General features: G+C 69.8%; 13 protein-coding genes and 4 pseudogenes. 10 read left to right on the top strand and 7 right to left on the bottom strand.

The genetic code is table 11. The features are described from left to right. The first annotated feature begins 726 nt into the window (after window positions 1–726). On the top strand, window positions 727–1,416 hold the full coding sequence (locus ACYVO6_RS40215; protein WP_461070292.1) for an AfsR/SARP family transcriptional regulator: 690 nt from the start codon (window positions 727–729) through the stop codon (window positions 1,414–1,416). Between the two features lie 418 nt (window positions 1,417–1,834). Beyond that, window positions 1,835–2,008: a helix-turn-helix domain-containing protein gene (locus tag ACYVO6_RS40210; RefSeq protein ID WP_461070290.1), complete on the top strand. Its 174-nt coding sequence runs from the start codon at window positions 1,835–1,837 to the stop codon at window positions 2,006–2,008. A 28-nt stretch (window positions 2,009–2,036) separates the two neighbouring features. Here the strand turns inward: ACYVO6_RS40210 and ACYVO6_RS40205 are convergent, their stop codons facing one another. Beyond that, window positions 2,037–4,346: a hypothetical protein gene (locus ACYVO6_RS40205; protein ID WP_461070288.1), complete on the bottom strand. Its 2,310-nt coding sequence runs from the start codon at window positions 4,344–4,346 to the stop codon at window positions 2,037–2,039. Between the two features lie 165 nt (window positions 4,347–4,511). On the opposite strand from ACYVO6_RS40205, the gene ACYVO6_RS40200 reads away from it, so the two are divergent. The 4 genes from ACYVO6_RS40200 (at window position 4,512) to ACYVO6_RS40185 (ending at window position 6,316) form a co-directional block, all read left to right on the top strand. Continuing rightward, window positions 4,512–4,634: a hypothetical protein gene (locus ACYVO6_RS40200; RefSeq protein ID WP_461070286.1), complete on the top strand. Its 123-nt coding sequence runs from the start codon at window positions 4,512–4,514 to the stop codon at window positions 4,632–4,634. A gap of 114 nt (window positions 4,635–4,748) precedes the next feature. After that, entirely contained in the window at window positions 4,749–4,934 is a 186-nt protein-coding gene (locus ACYVO6_RS40195; RefSeq protein WP_461070284.1) for a DUF4158 domain-containing protein, read from the top strand. Beyond that, window positions 4,922–5,341: a GNAT family N-acetyltransferase gene (locus tag ACYVO6_RS40190; RefSeq protein ID WP_461070282.1), complete on the top strand. Its 420-nt coding sequence runs from the start codon at window positions 4,922–4,924 to the stop codon at window positions 5,339–5,341. Before ACYVO6_RS40195 ends, ACYVO6_RS40190 begins: the two co-directional genes overlap by 13 nt. Window positions 5,342–5,407: 66 nt before the next feature. Continuing rightward, window positions 5,408–6,316: a hypothetical protein gene (locus ACYVO6_RS40185; RefSeq protein ID WP_461070280.1), complete on the top strand. Its 909-nt coding sequence runs from the start codon at window positions 5,408–5,410 to the stop codon at window positions 6,314–6,316. Window positions 6,317–6,330: 14 nt separating this feature from the next. Here the strand turns inward: ACYVO6_RS40185 and ACYVO6_RS40180 are convergent. Together ACYVO6_RS40180 and ACYVO6_RS40175 are read right to left on the bottom strand one after the other, a co-directional pair. Further along, window positions 6,331–7,336: pseudogene (locus tag ACYVO6_RS40180) on the bottom strand (SpoIIE family protein phosphatase); the annotation flags it as partial. 733 nt (window positions 7,337–8,069) lie between these two features. Beyond that, entirely contained in the window at window positions 8,070–8,912 is an 843-nt protein-coding gene (locus ACYVO6_RS40175; protein ID WP_461070278.1) for an NmrA family NAD(P)-binding protein, read from the bottom strand. Between the two features lie 65 nt (window positions 8,913–8,977). Between ACYVO6_RS40175 and ACYVO6_RS40170 the strand changes: the two genes are divergently transcribed. Then, a complete protein-coding gene (locus tag ACYVO6_RS40170; RefSeq protein ID WP_252551456.1) occupies window positions 8,978–9,313 on the top strand; it encodes a winged helix-turn-helix transcriptional regulator in 336 nt (111 codons plus the stop codon). A gap of 31 nt (window positions 9,314–9,344) precedes the next feature. Here the strand turns inward: ACYVO6_RS40170 and ACYVO6_RS40165 are convergent, their stop codons facing one another. Further along, window positions 9,345–9,539 (bottom strand): hypothetical protein, encoded by a 195-nt coding sequence (locus ACYVO6_RS40165; RefSeq protein WP_461070275.1) that lies wholly within the window; start codon window positions 9,537–9,539, stop codon window positions 9,345–9,347. A gap of 217 nt (window positions 9,540–9,756) precedes the next feature. On the opposite strand from ACYVO6_RS40165, the pseudogene ACYVO6_RS40160 reads away from it, so the two are divergent. Continuing rightward, window positions 9,757–11,039: pseudogene (locus ACYVO6_RS40160) on the top strand (IS256 family transposase). Between the two features lie 254 nt (window positions 11,040–11,293). On the opposite strand, the gene ACYVO6_RS40155 reads toward ACYVO6_RS40160, so the two are convergent. Together ACYVO6_RS40155 and ACYVO6_RS40150 are read right to left on the bottom strand one after the other, a co-directional pair. Next, window positions 11,294–12,781 carry a UDP-N-acetylmuramoyl-L-alanyl-D-glutamate--2,6-diaminopimelate ligase gene (locus ACYVO6_RS40155; protein ID WP_461070273.1) on the bottom strand — a complete coding sequence of 496 codons (1,488 nt, stop codon included), beginning with the start codon at window positions 12,779–12,781 and terminating at the stop codon, window positions 11,294–11,296. A gap of 246 nt (window positions 12,782–13,027) precedes the next feature. After that, window positions 13,028–13,180 (bottom strand): hypothetical protein, encoded by a 153-nt coding sequence (locus ACYVO6_RS40150; RefSeq protein WP_461070271.1) that lies wholly within the window; start codon window positions 13,178–13,180, stop codon window positions 13,028–13,030. An 833-nt stretch (window positions 13,181–14,013) separates the two neighbouring features. On the opposite strand from ACYVO6_RS40150, the gene ACYVO6_RS40145 reads away from it, so the two are divergent. Together ACYVO6_RS40145 and ACYVO6_RS40140 are read left to right on the top strand one after the other, a co-directional pair. Continuing rightward, window positions 14,014–15,435 (top strand): DEAD/DEAH box helicase, encoded by a 1,422-nt coding sequence (locus tag ACYVO6_RS40145; RefSeq protein ID WP_461070269.1) that lies wholly within the window; start codon window positions 14,014–14,016, stop codon window positions 15,433–15,435. 258 nt (window positions 15,436–15,693) lie between these two features. Beyond that, a pseudogene (locus ACYVO6_RS40140) lies at window positions 15,694–16,212 on the top strand (serine/threonine-protein kinase); the annotation flags it as partial. Window positions 16,213–16,469: 257 nt separating this feature from the next. Here the strand turns inward: ACYVO6_RS40140 and ACYVO6_RS40135 are convergent. After that, a pseudogene (locus ACYVO6_RS40135) lies at window positions 16,470–16,603 on the bottom strand (metallophosphoesterase); the annotation flags it as partial. Window positions 16,604–16,822 lie beyond the last annotated feature (219 nt).

Genomic DNA, 16,822 nt, shown 5'->3' with positions numbered 1-16,822 from the left:
GCCAGTCCCGCAGTCCGCCTGAAACAAGATCACCGGACTCTACGAAACTCGGGGCAGCTCACCGTGACGGCCACCAGCCCCTCCGCCGCGGACTCACTCGCCGGCGCCCGCCTCTTCACGCTGCCCGCCGATGACGCCCAGGCCCTGCTCGACCTGCTGCACGAGGCCCAGCCTGTGACGCCGACTTCAGGACCCCGGTCCCCAGACACCACGGCCCTCGGACACCCCGTCCCAGGCGACCTCGGCTCCAGCCCCGAACCAACCGCCTTCCGCCCAACACCGCCGCGGCCCCGCCCCCGCCGCCTCGCCCCTGGACCTGACACCCCACCCCACGACACCCGGCAGCCGCCCACGCCCGACCGAAACCAACATCGCACTGGCCCGGACAACGTCAAACGCTCTGAAACCTCCCCCGCTACGCCTGATGCAGACGATCCCCACTCCGCAACGGCGCCTCCCCGGCCCGCCCCCGCACCGGATACGCCGCCCACCCCCGGCCCCGCATCCGTTACTGGCACGTCGCCGACCACCGTTCGTTCCGGCGACCCGCGCCGCGCCCCAACGGGCCGACCGGCACCAGCAGACACCCCGCACTCGAGTACCGACAAAGATGTCTCCCGCCGGGGGCTCGCGCCTCAACAGCCGCTGAAGCTAGCCATACTGGGCCGCATCCGCCTCACTCACCACCAGGACGACGGCGGAGAATACGCTGATCTCACCGACTCCTTGGCCCCCAGACAACGCGAGATCCTGGCCTACCTCGCGCTCCACCGGGACGGCGCCCGCCGTGAAACCCTCACAGCCGTTCTGTGGCCCGACGCCCCACGAGACCGCCCCTCGAACGCCTTCCATGCCACAGTCAGCCAACTACGCCGAGCGCTGCGCACCGCTACCCACGACGCGGTCCACGACATCACCGTCCATCACGACGGCCACTACGCCCTGGACCGCCATCAAGTCACCGTCGACCTATGGGAATTGCAAGCCGCACTGGAGGAAGGCCGCAGCAGCAGCGACGCACCCAGTCGTCGCACGGCCCTGGAACACGTCATCGATCTGTACGCCGGTGACCTCGCTGACGACCTCACCGCCGAATGGATCGAAGCCCCTCGCGAGGCCCTCCGCCGGGACGTCCTCGACGCCGTCAGCGCCCTGGTCCGCACCGTGCGTGATGCCGACCCGGAGCAGGCGCTCGCTCTCCTCGAACGCGCCCGCGTTCTCGACCGCTACAACGAAACCCTGTACTGCGACATCGCCCGGCTCCAGGCTGAACTCGGCCAGTACGACGCCATCCCTCGTACCCTCGCACTGCTGACATCGACACTCACCGAAGTCGACGATGAGCCGAGTCCCGATACCGCTGCCCTCTTCGATTTCCTCCAGCGCCGACCGCGCCGCAGTCGCCAGGCCAGCTGACGACCCGTGGGGCCCGGTCCGTCGGAGTGGACCAGTTCCTCCAGAACCCGCCCGGAGGAGCTGCCCCTCCGGCCAAGCCCGGAGAGGTGAGCACAACGCCAACCGGACTGTTCTGCGCCACAACGAGCGAAGGCGGCTGGGGCTTCAACGACGGAAACGGCTGGATCTGGCGCAAGGTCTGGGAGTAAGGAAAACACCTTCCGTGGCCGGGTTTGCCGTATCCCCTCTGCGCAGCGCTACACCGCGCTGAGGCCCGTCGGCTGACATCGGCGCGGTTTATTGGTCCTCGCCGAGGTCCCTGCGCAGGTCCTCGGCGAGAAGGTCTCCGCACCTGGCTTCGACTTGGTCGATCTCGGCCAGCCTGGCCACCTTCGCCGAGTTCGAGGTGGATCTCCTTCGGTTGCGAACCCGGGAGGGCATGGCCGTCGCCAGCGCGAAGAGCAAGCGGCCCAAGCTGACGGCCCGACAGCAAGCCCACCTGATCGAGCAACACGCCACCGGCGAGCACTCCATCGCCGACCTCGCCGAGTTGTTCTCCGTCAGCCGGGCGACGGTGTACCGCGTGCTGGAACGCGCCCGTACCAACGGCTGAACGTGCGGGGCAGCGCGGTCAGCCGCCATCACTTGCGGCTAGCGCCACGTTCGTCAACGGCACGCTCTGGCGGTATCGCCTCCCACGGCTGGGCAATCGACCCGTCCGGCGCCACACCGTACCTGCGAAGCCGCTCCGCCTCTGGGCCGCGCCCCATCCGTGCCAGCAGCTCGGCAGCGATCCAGAGGCCCTTTTCGTTTCCGGACCTCAGCTCTTGCCAGAGCCAGCCGATCGCCTCCTCCTGCCGACCTGCCCGTTCCATGAGCTTGACAGCCTGGCGCATCGCGTAAGTGCTCTCGCCGGAGAATCCCTGATAGTGGCGGATGGCCTCGTCGATCCGGCCCTCGCGGATCAGTGGATCACCTATCCACCATATGAACGGGTTCGGACCGGACCTGGCCCCAATGTATGGCTCGTCGTCGCCCCAGTCCTCGAAGGGTTCGTCTATTGCGAGCCAGAGCCGGTCGCCTAGCTCACGCAGCTCGGTTTCGTCATTCACCCCATAATGGCGGCTTAGCACCGCGTTCAACTCATCGCGCCGACTGTCCCCCAGTAGATAGGCGAGGGCTTCGAGAGCGGCCTGGGTGCCCGTTCCTGTGTCGGTCTCTGTGCTGGTTTCTATGCGCCCGCGCAGCCAGCGGACGACGCTCTCCTCCACTTCGAGGCCGGCCCGTTCGGTCAGCCAGGCCACCCGGGCGTAGGCCTCTTCGTCTGCTCCGGATTCAGCGCACCATCGGTACCAGCGGACAGCCTCGGGGATCCGGTTGCTGTGTTCCAGCATCCTGGCCAGCGACCACGCCGCGCTCCGGTGGCCTGCCCGGACGGCTGCCGCGTAACAGAGGGAGGCTTCGCGCATCAAGCCCCGGTTTTGGGCTGCATGAGCCAGGGTGGTGAGTTCGTCGCGGGGAGCGAAGTCGATGAAGGCGTCCCACAGGGCGGCGGGGGCGAGGGTGGTGCGGCGGGTTTCGCGGCCATGTTGTTCAAGGTAATCGGCCAGATGGTAGCGGGGCTGCTCGTATGCGGGCTGGCCGCCGCGCGGCCTGCGGCGGTACAGCGGGCTCCGTGCCCCGCGGGATGCTTTCCTGTCGGTGACGTAGTCCCAGGCTCTCTGCTGCCAGTTGTCGGGCAGGGCATCCCACTGCAGGTCGGTCAGATAGCCGGGCGCGGCGGCTTCCAGCAGGGCGAGTGGGAGGTCCTCGCCGTGGCCGAGGCGGCGGGCGTCCATGGCGGCCTCGATCAGCGCCCGCGCGGCACCGGGGGCGGTGCGGTAGCGCTCCAGCAGCGCGGGGCCACCGGCTAGATACTGGGTGATCTGCCCCTGCTCCGCGCGTGCGAGGGCCTCGGCCAGGCGGGGATCGCCGTCGTCGGCGGTCTGTACGGCCTTCAGTTCCTCGGCGGTGAATGCTGCGGGTACTGGGATGTCCTTCGCCTTGACCAGCTGTCTGGCCTGCGCGTACGGGTCCAGACCGCTGCTGGGGACAGCAGTGAGCTCGTCCCAGTGCTGGTGCCAGATGGTGCCCAGTGCCAGCACCGGGGCGCGCCCGGAGTCGTTCAGCACATCGCGGAGGCTGGAGGCGACTTGCGCGCTGTGTTCCTGGTTGAGGAGGTAGTGCTGGGCTTCGTTGAGCCATACCACGGTCTGTGGTCCCACCTGGCCCAGCTGCCCGATCAGGGCAGGCGCGCGGTCGGGCTCGATCGGATGCCACAGCCGCCATCCGTCCGGCAGGTTCTTGACCGCTTCCCAGCAGGCCCGGGTCTTGCCCGTGGAGGAGCCGCCGACCAGGATCGCGATGCCGCTCCGCCCGTCCGCTGCCGCGGCGACCATCGCATCCAGCCGCTCGTCGAACTCCCGCCGGACATAGGCGGGGAGCGCGCCGAGCCCGTCGTCGGCGGTGCCGACGGCGAGGGCAGGGTGCACCTCCAGGTCGTCCAGGACGAGCCGGTCGTCGTACTCGGCGATCGGCCGGCCTGCAGGGGTGTGCATCCCGGCCTCGGTCCACAGACCGCGTACCCGCGTGGCCAGATCCTCTTCGTTCCAGGCGGCACGGCGGGCGAGCACGATGGCGACGGAGACCGCGTCGGCCTGGCTGGGCTGCAGGTTCGGTGAGCTGATGCAGCGGCGGATGGTGTCCCTACTCGGCGTCCCCGTCACCGCGCGGTCTTCGGCATCGACATTGGCGATGTCCGCGGCGATCTCGTCCAGACTCGGCGCATCCGCCGCCAGGTACGCCTCGTACAGCAGGTCCTTCAGCTCCCGTAACGGGCGGGGCCATCCGACTTGCGCCCGCTTCAGCTTCCGCGGCCGCTTCGCCGGGCCGCCTCCTGTGTCGCGACTCATCGCACCATTGTCGTTCGTCCCGGCGCCGGGCACGGTCTGAACGGCACACAAGCCGCTGTTGGCGAAGCGCTTGTCGCAACTGGGAGTCGGTCGTTGTGCGGGGTCGAGTGTGGAGAGCGAGCCGGCCGGCTGTCCACCCGCTGATAGCGACCCATGGAGGTCCCCATGTCCTGCAAGCGCCTGACACGCCGCGAGCGCCTGCCCCTGGTCCGCGCCGCCCTGGGCGGTCTCGTCTCCGGCACTGCCCGGGGCGTCGTCACCTGGCTACTGGCCCAGCTCACCTCGTAGTTCCCGACCGCGTCTGGGGGGCGCCTATATAGGCGCCCCCCAGACGCGTGCCTCGACCATGCGCCCTAAGGTGATCGCCACCACACCACACGGAGACGGTCTCGGGAGGCCTTGGTGGCGTTCCTGACGGATGAGCAGCGCCGCAACTACGGCACGTTCATCACCGTGCCCGATGACGGGCAGCGGGCGGGGTACTTCCTCCTCGACCGCGACGCGAGACGGCGGGCGATGGCCTGCCGGGGCGCCAGATCGCAGCTCGGCTCAGCTACGGCGTCCAGCTCGGCACCGTGCGGTTCCTGAGTACCTTCCTGGACAACCCCGAGCCGGCCTTCCTGATGTCGACCCGGTTCACCGGCGAACCCGCCGCGCCCGTACCCGACGGCTACCGCGTGCGCGTCTGGTCCCGCGGTGGCGTCACCCGCGTCCTCGTCACGGCGGCGGACGGTTCGTGGGCCGCACGCGGGCAGATCGCCCCGACCGGCGCGACCGCGGTCGCCGACCAGATCGAGACGGCCCCCGCCCACCGGCGCAGAGGTCTCGGTCGCTTCGTCATGCACACCCTCGCGCGGGCGGCGGTCGACCGGGGAGCGGAGACCGGCGTACTGGGGGCGACCCCCGAGGGGCGGGCGCTGTACGAGTCGCTGGGGTGGCAGGTGGACGCGGGGCTGACGAGTGCGAAGTTCACGGGCCGAGCCGGAGGGGAGTGAACGTCTCGCCCGGCCGGAGCGTCACAGGAGCAGCGCCGGAATCCGTCGTCTGCCTCGGGGGCCATCATGCGATCCGTAAAACTGCGTCAACTGCTCGTCGTACTCGGCCTGTTCGCCGCCGGAGCCACCGGATGCGGCGAGGAGACGGCGCCCGGCGGCGACGAGGTCGGTGACCGGACTCCTACCGCCGCGAACCGCGCCCGTCAGGTCGCCGACGCTTGGGCGGGATCGGAGGCGGCGCGGCTGTGGCGGCAGGGCTACTTCCCACTGGACGAGGCGGTCCAGCTGCCCGAAGGGGGCTTCCGCGACAAGGCCGACGAGCGCGCGTACACGAGCCAGAACTTCGCCCTGCGCGGCTCGCTCCCCAAGTCCCCTCCGCAGAAGGGGGAGGTCCGCTGGCGCAGCGGCGGCTCGCTCACCGTCCCGGTCACCTCCGCGCAGACGGCGTACGAGAAGCTCGCCCGGGGCGGTAACTCCGGTCCCCGGCTCACCGTGACCGATGCCCGGCTCGGTGGGATGACCCTCTTCACCAGCCGGGGTCCGGCGACGGTCCCCGCCTGGCACTTCACCCTCGACGGATACGACACACCGCTCAAGCGCGTCGCGGTCAGCCCCTCGAAACTGCCCCGGCCGCCGATCAAGGCCAAGTCTCTGCAGGAGGCCTCGGACAAGCTGTGGCCGCTCGCCGGGCTGACCACGATGGCGCAGGGCGACCGGACCGTCGGCCTGGTCGCCCATCAGGGGTCCTGCGACGACGGCCCGGCCGTCGACGTACTGGAGACCGAGGACAACGTGGTGCTGTCCGCGTCGATCCGAAACCGCTCCGACGGTCCTTGCACGGACGACCTGCGCATGAAGAAGGTCACGGTGAAGCTGGACCGCCCGGTCGGCGACCGCATGCTCCTCGACGCGTTCACGGGCAGGCCCGTGCCCTACGCGGCCGATCCGGGTTCTCTGTCACCGACCTGGAGCTGACCGTCGCAGCGGGATCAGGGCAGCGCCTGCTCGGTCCAGATGATCTTTCCGGTGCTGGTGTAGCGGGTCCCCCAGCGTTCCGTCAGCTGGGCGACGAGGAAGAGTCCGCGCCCGCCCTCGTCCTCGGTCGTCGCCCGCCGCAGCCGGGGTGAGGTGCTGTTGCCGTCGGACACCTCGCAGATCAGCGCCCGGTCGCGGAGGAGGCGCAGCTGTACGGGTCCGGTCTCGTGCCGGATGGCGTTGGTGACGAGTTCGCCGGCGACCAGTTCGGTGGTGAAGGCCAGCTCGTCCAGGTCCCAGGCGGACAGTTGCCGGGTGACCGCGGCGCGGGCGCGCGTGACGACCGCCGGGTCGCTGGGCAGTTGTTCCCACTGGGCGACCTGTTCGGGGCCCAGGGCGCGCGTACGGGCGACGAGCAGCGCGATGTCGTCGCTCGGACGGGCCGGAAGCATGGCGTCGAGCACGGCCTCGCAGGTCTCCTCCGGCGGACGGCCGGGCGTGGCGAGTACGCCGCGGAGCCTTTCGAACCCGTCGTCGATGTCGTGGAAGCGGTCCTCGATCAAACCGTCGGTGTAGAGGACGAGCTGGCTGCTCTCCGGGGGCTCCAACTCCGTGGTTTCGAACGGCATGTCGCCGACACCGAGCGGCGGCCCGGATGGCAGATCGACGAACTCCGCGGTGCCGTCTGGGCGGACGATCGCGGGCTGCGGGTGGCCGGCGCGGGTGAGGGTGCAGCGCTGGGACACCGGGTCGTAGACCGCGTACAGGCAGGTGGCGCCGACGACCCCGGCGCCGAGGTCGGTGTCGTCGTCCTCCGCCAGCCCTCGCCCCGGTCGAGCCGTCCGACCAGGTCGTCGAGGTGGGTGAGGAGGTCGTCGGGAGGCAGGTCGAGGGAGCAGAAGTTGTGGACGGCGGTACGCAGTCGGCCCATCGTGGCGGCGGCGTGCAGTCCGTGGCCGACCACGTCGCCGACCACCAGCGCCCCCGGGCACCGGACAGCGGGATGACTCGGCCGAAGTCGGGCAGGGGTGGGTCCAGCGCCGACGCCGGTGGCGCGTGGGCGTCGGGTCACTTCGGTTGCCGGGGCGGTTCAACGGACAGCCGATGTCCATCGCCCGGCGGACCCAGTCCGCTGCCGTCACTGCCATCCAATCCAGTCGCCGCAGCTCACGGGCTTGGACTGAGGTAGGCGCTACGCGACCGCTCCGCCAATCAAGTTAGTCCGCGCAGGTCAGCGCTCTCCGCCGGACTAACTTTGCTGGCGACGGACAGCCGGTCAACAAAGCGGGACGGTCGTAGTAAATGTTCCGTCTCTGTCGAGCTGGTCCGCGTCTCAAGTGGGCTGGCCCCATTCGCCCTTGGCGGGCTGCATCACCTGAGACGAGCAGGTCAGATGATGCGGACAACCATTCGGCTCGACTGCGCAGGACCTTCACGAACCAGATCATCTGGGATTTGCCGCAGCGAGTCGTCTCAACCGACCTGGTCGTTGCAGGCCGGGGACGTGGCACGCTGTCCGTTCTCAACGAAGCAAGTCGGCTGCGAGCTGCCGACCGGGACAGACTCAGTTCGTTGAGACCGTTGCTCGCCGAGCAGGAGCGTTCCCTGTCAAGCTCAGCGTGTTTGAAGTGGCGCGTGCGGGCCTCGGTGTGGGCGGTCGGCGGTTCTCGAGGACTTGGCAGGCCGTCCATGGAGTACGGCGGCCTGCCACGTCCTGTCTGCCGAACTCGGCCGAAGCCGACAGTGACTGCGGTCAGAGGCCGAGGTCGGCCAGCCACTGGCCCGTGGTGCGGGGGGTGATGTCCAGCAGCTTCTGGGCGGAGTCCTCCGGTGCGATCGAGCGGTCGGGCAGCGTGCTCATGGCCTGGTAGAGGCCGGCGACGTCGGCGGCGGGGCCCTCGCCGATCACGGGCGCGACGGAGGCGCGCATCTGCTCGGGGGTGATCGGCTCGAAGACCACGTCCTTGCCGAAGTGAGCGCCGAAGGCTTGGGCCAGGTCCGGTCCGGTGATCGCCGGGTACTGGCCGACGGAGACCACGCCGGTGACGTCGTGGCGGTCGAACAGGGCGACGGCGACGTCGGCGATGTCCAGGTGCGACGCCCAGGAGACGGGGAAGTCGGCGCGGATCGGGTAGGGCAGCACGCCCCGCTCGCGGACCGTGTCGAGGACGTACGGCATGAGCAGGTTCTCCAGGTACAGCGTGGGCGCGATCACCGCATGCGGCACCCCGCTGTCCGCCAGGCCGCTGAGCAGGATCGCGGCCGCGCCGCCGGTGTCGGGGTCGGTCGGGGAGCCGCTGGTGGAGAACACCACGCGGGCCGGGCGGGCCGCGCGGACGGCGGCGACGATGTTGCGCGCGTAGGTCTGGCGGTCCTCTTCCGAGGTGACCGGCAGGTGGATGAACACGCCGTGGGCGCCGCGGTATGCCTCGGCCAGTGCCTCCGTGGAGGAGTATCCGGCGGCTACGACGCTTGCGCCGTCCACGACGGTGTCCGGGTTGCGGGTCAGAGCGGTCACGGGCTTGCCCGCGGCGGCGAGAGCGGCGACGACGGGGGCACCCTGGGCGCCGGTGGCGCCGTGAATCACGTAGGTCATGAACCCATTAGTGCATGCGATGCATCACTTACATCAACTGCACTAATGGAGTTACCGTTGAAAACATGACTGATCCCTGTCTGCCCGAGTGTGGTGTCGCCCGGTTCCTCACTCTGCTCAACGGCCCGTGGGCAACTCTGATCGTGCGCGAACTGCTGCATGGCCCGCATCGCTTCACCGAGCTGCGCGAGGCCCTGCCCGGTATCAGCCCGCACACCCTGACCAGTCGGCTGCGCCAGTTCGAGCGGCACGGCATCGTGACGCGCACCACGTACGCGGAGATCCCGCCGCGCGTCGTGTACGAGCTGACCCCTCTCGGTGAGGGGCTGAGCGACGTTCTGGAGGCCATGGGGACCTGGGCCATGACGGTGCCGGATCCGGGGGCCGACGTCACCGTCTGACGTACGCCACCGCCCGGCGGTGCGGACGCGGTCACGCCGAGGATGCGAGCCTCTGCCGCAGGGCGTCGTTGTCGTCGTGGTGGACGACCTCCTCGAAGCGCAGTTGCAAGCCGTGCATGTCCAGGAGGCCGGCGACGATCGTGTCGAGCTGTTCGCGGTGTTCCTTGTACGACAGCCCGATGTACGGCCCGACAAGATCCACCCAGGCGGTACGGCCACTCAGCACCCTCAGTGCTGTCCGTTCTCATCCATCGTGTCAGGGAGCCATGTCGGCGAGCTGCGCACTGACAACTGCCTTGAGACAAGACGGGCGAGCAATCGAGCAATGCTCAAGACCTGTGGATCGGGCTCGGGTTGGACGCGAAGGGCGTACCTTCCCGAGTGATCGATTGAAGGTCACCGAGTAGGCCGACGCTGCGAACGTCGGTCGGGAAGACACGCCCGTGCTCAGCGTAGTCAATGCCGACGGCAGTACCCCGAACGGCTCCCTGATCGACGAGATCGTCCGCGAAGGCGCGAGGCGAATGCTGGCCGCCGCGCTTGAGGCCGAAGTCAACGCCTACATAGCCGAGTTGGCCGACCAGCGGGACGAGGACGGCCGACGCCTGGTCGTCCGCAACGGCTACCACCAGCCGCGGCAGGTCACCACCGCCGCCGGGACGGTCGAGGGCAAGGCCCCGCGGGTGAACGACAAGCGCGTCGACGAGGCGACCGGGGAACGCAAGCGGTTTGCCTCGGCGATCTCCCCTAGCCTTCGGCCGGGAGGTGCCCCCAGCCGCCCTGGTGCCGCAAGTCCCCGAAGATCAGCGAGGTGCTGCCGCTGCTCTACCTGCACGGCCTGTCCTCGGGCGACTTCGTGCCCGCACTCGAGCAGTTCCTCGGCAGCTCGGCCGGCCTGTCGCCCGCCACCGTCACCCGGCTCACCCAGCAGTGGCAGGCCGACCACCAAGCCTTCGGCGAGCGCGACCTGTCCGCCACGGACTACGTCTACGTCTGGGCCGACGGCATCCACCTGCGCATCCGCCTGTCGCAGGCCAAGTCCTGCGTCCTGGTCGTCATGGGCGTGCGTGCGGACGGCACCAAGGAGCTGATCGCGATGGCCGACGGCTACCGCGAGTCCGCCGAGTCCTGGGCCGACCTGCTGCGCGATGCCGCCCGGCGCGGGATGCGCGCTCCCGTCCTCGCCGTCGGCGACGGCGCACTCGGCTTCTGGAAGGCCCTGGCGGAGGTGTTCCCCGACGCCCGCCATCAGCGGTGCTGGGTTCACAAAACGGCCAATGTGCTCAACGCCCTGCCCACATCGGCCCAGCCCGGCGCGCGCAAGGCGCTGCAGGACATCTACAACGCCGAGGACCGCGAGCACGCGGTCAAGGCCGTCGCTGCCTTCGATAAGACGTACGGCGTGAAGTGGCCCAAGGCGGCTCAGAAGATCACCGACGACGTCGATGAACTGCTCGCGTTCTACGACTTCCCGGCCGAGCACTTGATCCATTTGCGCACCACGAATCCCATCGAATCGACCTTCGCGACGGTACGGCTGCGGACCAAGGTCACCAAGGGCGCCGGTAGTGCCACCGCCGCGCTTGCCATGGTCTTCAAGCTCGTCGAGTCCGCCCAGGCACGCTGGCGAGCGGTCAACGCACCCCACCTCGTCGCCCTCGTGCGAGCCGGAGCCCGCTTCGAACGCGGCCACCTCGTCGAACGTCCCGAGGCTCACGCAGCCTGAACAACCTCAACCGACCCACAGGTATTGACAATTACTCCATGTCTCGGCGCCGCCGGTTGCAGCTGTGGGACGCAGGCGATCATCCGGCTGTACTGCAATACAGGGGCGCGTCTGTCTTCGGCAAGCTGATGCTGGAGGACAGCGATCTGACCACCGAATCGGTGCACTTCCGCGGTAGGGGCTGTAGGGACCGGCGCGTGCGCTTTCGGGCCGAGGACGGCGCGGGCGGTCCGCGTTTGAGGCGGCAGGGCCCGCTATCCCCGGGTGAGTTCGAGCACGGTTGCCATGTCGCTGAAGGGGAGCAGTTTGTCGCCGATGATCTGATGGGGCTCGCTGCCCTTGCCGGCGATCAGGACGATGTCGTCCGGGCCCGCGGCGGAGAGAGCGAAAGCGACAGCCTGACGGCGGTCGGTGAACCGTTCGAACGGTGTGCCGGTCGCCGCGATGCCGGGGGCGATCTGGTCCAGGATGGCCTGGGGGTCTTCGTTGCGGGGGTTGTCCGAGGTGAGGACGCACAGGTCGGAGTGGGTTCCGGCGATCCTGCCCATGTCCGTCCGCTTGGTGGTGTCCCGGTCCCCGCCGCAGCCGAAGACGGTGATGACCTGGCCGCGTGCGAAGTCGCGGATGGTGGTCAGGACCTTGTCCAGGGAGTCCGGTGAGTGGGCGTAGTCCACGATCACCGACGTGCCGCGCGGCGTCTGGAAGCGCTCGAACCGACCCGGGATCGCAGGCATCCGGTCGAGGGCGGCGACCAGCCCGCCCAGATCGTGGCCCAGAAGGTGGCAGGCCGCCACGGTGGCCAGCGCGTTGGCCACCGAGAAGCGGCCCGGGACGGGGATCGCCGCCGGATACTTGCGGCCGTCGTGGTGCAGGATGAAACGCGTGCCGGAAGCGTCCACGGAGAGGTCGGTGGCCCGGTAGTCAGCCTCGGCGTCCAGGGCGTACGTGGTCACCGCGCCCGGCATCATCGCCTGGATCCCGGCGCCCACCGGGTCGTCGGCGTTGACCACAGCGCGCCTGCACAAGCCCTGGAACAGACGCAGCTTGGCGTCCCGGTAGTTCGCCATCGTTCCGTGATCGTCCAGGTGATCCTGCGTCAGGTTGGTGAACACGCCGACGTCGATGAACGTACGGTCCACCCGGTGTGTCAGCAGCGCCATGGACGTGGCTTCCAGTACCGCGCTGCCGACTCCGCGGTCGCGCATGCACCCCAGCAGGTACTGCAGGTCCGGTGACTCCGGCGTGGTCAGCACCGACCTCGGCATCGGGATCAGCTCGTCGCCGATCCGGCTGCCGGCGGTCCCGATGACCCCCACCTTCGCGCCCTCGGAGATCCGCAGGACCGACTCGACCATGTACGACACCGACGTCTTGCCGTTGGTACCGGTGATCGCCACCATGTCCATCTGCCGCCCCGGCTCACCGAAATAGCGGGAGGCGACGACCGCGGCCGCTGTCCGGGTGTCCGGCACCCGTACGACGCACACCTCCGGTGCCGACGCCCACACCGACGCCGCAGGTGCCGGCGTCGCGGCGTCGACGAGTACCGCCGCCGCGCCGCATGCGAGGGCAGGTGCCACCGAGTCGGGGCCGCCTTCACGGTGGCCGGGCACGGCGATGAACAGCGAGCCCGGCGTCACCCGGTCGGCGTCGAAGGTGGTTCCCGCGGTGATCCACGTCCTCGCCGGGTCGCCCTGCAGAACGTGGTGCTCCTGCCCGGCCAGCAACTCGCTCAGCTTCACAGTGATCCCTTCGAAGGTGGCTCGGGCCGTCGTGCGGCCGTCGCCAGGCGGCAGCCCGGCGGTGCGCCGGAAGCTGCGGTGGTGCCGTTGAGCGGGTGCGCAGGTGTCGCGGACGCGTCCGATCAGAACCGGATGCGGCGGCTCAGGCCGGCAGCAGCGGTCCTGCCGTGTTGCCTGCGGTGTGTTTACAAGAACAGCGAGCCGAGCAAGGCCAGGGCCCCGCCCCGGTGAGGGCGCGGAGAATCGCTAGCCGTGGCCGTGCAGCGCGATACGGCCACTGTCGGGCGCCTCATTGTCAGCTGCGGTCGCCGGGCCCACGGCAGCCGATCCCACGGCAGCCGGGCACAGCCGACAGGCAGCCCGCTGCAGGCTGTCCCTCACGGCACGTGTGCGACTCATGTGCCGAGTGTACGTCTGCCCGAGCGGCCCGAAAGCCGCGCTCGGCAAACGCATTGGCTGGACGCGGCGGCAGCCGTTGGGAAGCGGAGGTGGTAGGCACCGGCGGTGGTGCCGAGTTTCTCACCGCTCGCCGGGCCCGCGGTCGGGTGCTGCCAGGAGATCTGCGGGGAGGGCAGCCGCGGGTCGGCAGCGGTTCCGGCTTGCGGGCGGTCGTGGTGCGGATCAGGCCGCGGCCGAGGGAAGGGCCGACACCTCCAGTCTCATGCGACCACACGCGACCACCACGCGGTCTCTGCCTGCCGTGACCAGCGTGTTTCCCTTGGCCGCGTGCCAAGGGCTGCGGTTCGGGAACCGCGTGAAGTTATCCGACGCCGGTACCAGCGGATTCTTCGTCTGCTGGTGGTACACGGCCCAATCCGCCGCTGACCTGAGGAAATGAGTGAAATCGCCGGAGAAGAAGCGAAGTTGGTCCGTTCCTGGTCCGGATCTTGGTGGCGGGGGCCGCGCTGGGCGTCGATGCTGAGAGTGTCCCTGTGGCACCACATGGCGCAGGTTGTTCGAAGCGTCTTCTGGCGTCCACAAGGTCCAGGTCAGGGCCGTTTTTACAGGTGGAGGCCTTGTGGTCCAGGCGCGTCGAGGCAATCCGCACAGGCAGGTCCGGCTGTCGTTCCTCGGCTGAGCGGCGCGACCACGGGAGCCCAGGGTGGTGTGTCCCGTGCTAACGTTGCGCGTTTGCAGCGTCGCTGTGTCGGTGCTCCGTTCGGTGTCTCTGGCTGGTGGCCGCGTCCCTGCCGCGCCTTCCTCGGTACGGTCCCTTCGGAGGAAGGCTTTCTGTGAGCGAATCAGCATGTGCCGATGCCCGGCAGCAGGACGATGTGTCCGAGGCGTCGGGCGCCACTTCGGCAGTGCCCAGGGCGGCGTCCTTCGCCCAGGTGGGCTTGCCGGCCGAGGTTCTGCGGGTGCTCGATGAGCACGGTGTGACTGTGCCCTTCCCCATTCAGGCGGCGGCGCTGCCGAACGCGCTCGCGGGACGGGACGTCCTGGGCCGGGCCCGCACAGGATCCGGCAAGACGCTCGCCTTCGGCCTGGGGATGCTCGCCCGGACGGCCGGGCAGCGCGCGCAGCCGAAAGAGCCGCTGGCGCTCGTTCTGGTGCCCACCAGAGAGCTGGCGCAGCAGGTCGGTGAGGCGCTCACCCCGTACGCCGAGGCGCTGCGGCTGCGGCTCGCGACCGTGGTGGGCGGAGTGTCCATCGGACGGCAGGCCGCCGTGCTGCGGGATGGTGCCGAGATCGTCGTCGCCACGCCCGGTCGGCTGCACGACCTCATCGAGCGCAAGGGCTGCCGACTGGGACGGGTGCGCATCGCGGTCCTGGACGAGGCCGACCAGATGTGTGACATGGGGTTCCTGCCGCAGGTCACCGAGATCCTGGACCAGGTGCCTCCCGACGGGCAACGGATGCTGTTCTCCGCCACCCTCGACCGCGACGTCGACCAGCTGGTGCAGCGCTACCTGCGTGACCCCGCCGTCCACTCCGTGGACCCCTCGTCCAGCGCGGTCTCCGCGATCGAGCACCACGTCTTCGTCGTGCACGGCCCGGACCGGTACGCCGTGACCACGGAGATCGCCGCTCGGGACGGCCGCGTCCTGCTGTTCCTGGACACCAAGCACGGCGTCGACCAGCTCACGCGGCATCTGCGGGCCAGCGGCGTGGCCGCCGCCGCCCTGCACAGCGGGAAGTCCCAGCCGCAGCGCATTCGGACTCTGGCCCAGTTCAAGAACGGGCAGGTCACCGCGCTGGTAGCGACGAACGTCGCCGCGCGCGGCCTGCACGTCGACGACCTCGACCTCGTGGTCAACGTCGACCCGGCCACCGACCCGAAGGACTATCTGCACCGCGCGGGCCGCACGGCCCGGGCAGGCCGCTCCGGCACCGTCGTGACACTCGTCCTGTCGGGACAGCGCCGCGAGACGAGCCAGGTCATGGCGGACGCCGACGTCGCCCCCAAGGTCACCAAAGTGCGGTCCGGCGAGGCGGAGCTAAGCCAGATCACCGGCGCCAAAGCCCCCTCCGGGAAGCTTCTCGTCGGCGGGCTGGCTGTACCGCGTCCCAAGAACCACAACGCCCCGTTCCGCGGCCTGGGCAGCACCAAGGACGCGAAGGGCGGCTCCGGCGGCAGGTCGTCCCGCAAGAGCAGCGAGGCCCGCAAGCTCGCGGAGGCCCGCAAGGCGGCCCGGGTGCGGCGCGGCGGCTGAGCCCGGCTTCCCGGACTGCAGGGCGGTGTCTTCGTCTACGCTGCTGGACGGATACGCGGGACCGGAGATCGGCCGGGGTGCACCGGACGACGTCACGTACGGGTGACCGTGCGCAGGGGGAGGTGTGCAGTGATGGAGAACGGCGCGGACCTGCCACGGCGGATCGGTGTCCACATCGTCGAGCGAGAGCCGGGCGCGGGCGGCATGGGGACGGTCTAGCTCGCCCGGTCACGGGGCGGTCGGGCCGTCGCGGTCAAGGTGGCCGCCCCGAGCTGGCGGCCGACCTGCACTTCCGTGACGGTTCCGCGCAGAGGTCGAGGCCGCCCGCAGAGTCGGCGGTTTCCACACGGCTCCGGTCGTGGACACCGATCCCGACGCGGAGGCGCCCTGGCTGGCCATCGCGTACATCCCCGGGCCCATGCTCGCCCAGCTGATCAAGCGTCAAGGGCCCATCCTGAAGAGCAGTTGAGGTCTCTCGGGGCAGCGCTGGCCGAGGCGCTCCAAGCCGTCCATGTCTGCGGGCTCGTACACCGGGATCTGAAACCGGGCAACATCCTCATGGCCGACGCTGTCCCACGCGTCCTCGATTTCGGCGTCGCGCGGGTCGTGGAGCCCACCCGGCTGACCGCCACCGGGGCGGCCTTCGGCGCTCCCGAATACCTCGCGCCCGAGCAGGCGCAGGGCGACGAAGTCGGCGGTGCCGCCGATGTGTTTGCGCTCGGGGCCGAGGATCCGGCCGACCGTCCCACGCCCGAGGCGCTCCTGGGCTCGCTCGGGCCGGACCCGAACCGAGCCCGGACCTGAACACACTCGCTCTCGCCGCTCCTTGCCGGGCGAACGACACTAGCGCCCGGCACTGACACCGGAGGCCCCGTTCGGCTTTGTTCTCCAGGCCGTCGGCGTGAAAGTGCTTGCTGATGGCCGGGCCTGTGCCTCTCACGTCAGGGGCAGGTCTGCCCAGGCAGTCCTGCCCGGCGTGCCTTCACACGGGGTGACCGCCCGGCGGGTCGCCAGCTCCGCGACGCTCACGGCGCCAGCACCCAGCAGGGCACGGCCCACAGCAGGACGGGGGCGATCAGGGGATGTAGCGCATCAGGCGGTGCAGTCGGCTCTGCCGCGGAGCTGGCGTTTCGCTGCCGGCGGGTCGAGTGTCGCTGGTGTCGGTCACGCTTCCCCTCCCTGACCAGGCTGCCGTCTCGCGCACTGTATCCAACCGTCCTCGGGCCGGCCGGACGGGCGTTCATGGGTGCGACCCCGTGGGGCGAAGGGTTCTGGTGTGGTTGTGCCGCAGGAATGCGGATGCCTGGGTGGGGTTCCAGCGGATCCGGGGTGCGCTGCCCGCTTGACGCCTCGGACGTGGCGGTCCCGCCAGCATTCCGTTCACGGC

It is taken from the genome of Streptomyces pseudoechinosporeus, from assembly GCF_054783935.1.
This window is presented reverse-complemented; position numbering and strand designations above follow the sequence as displayed.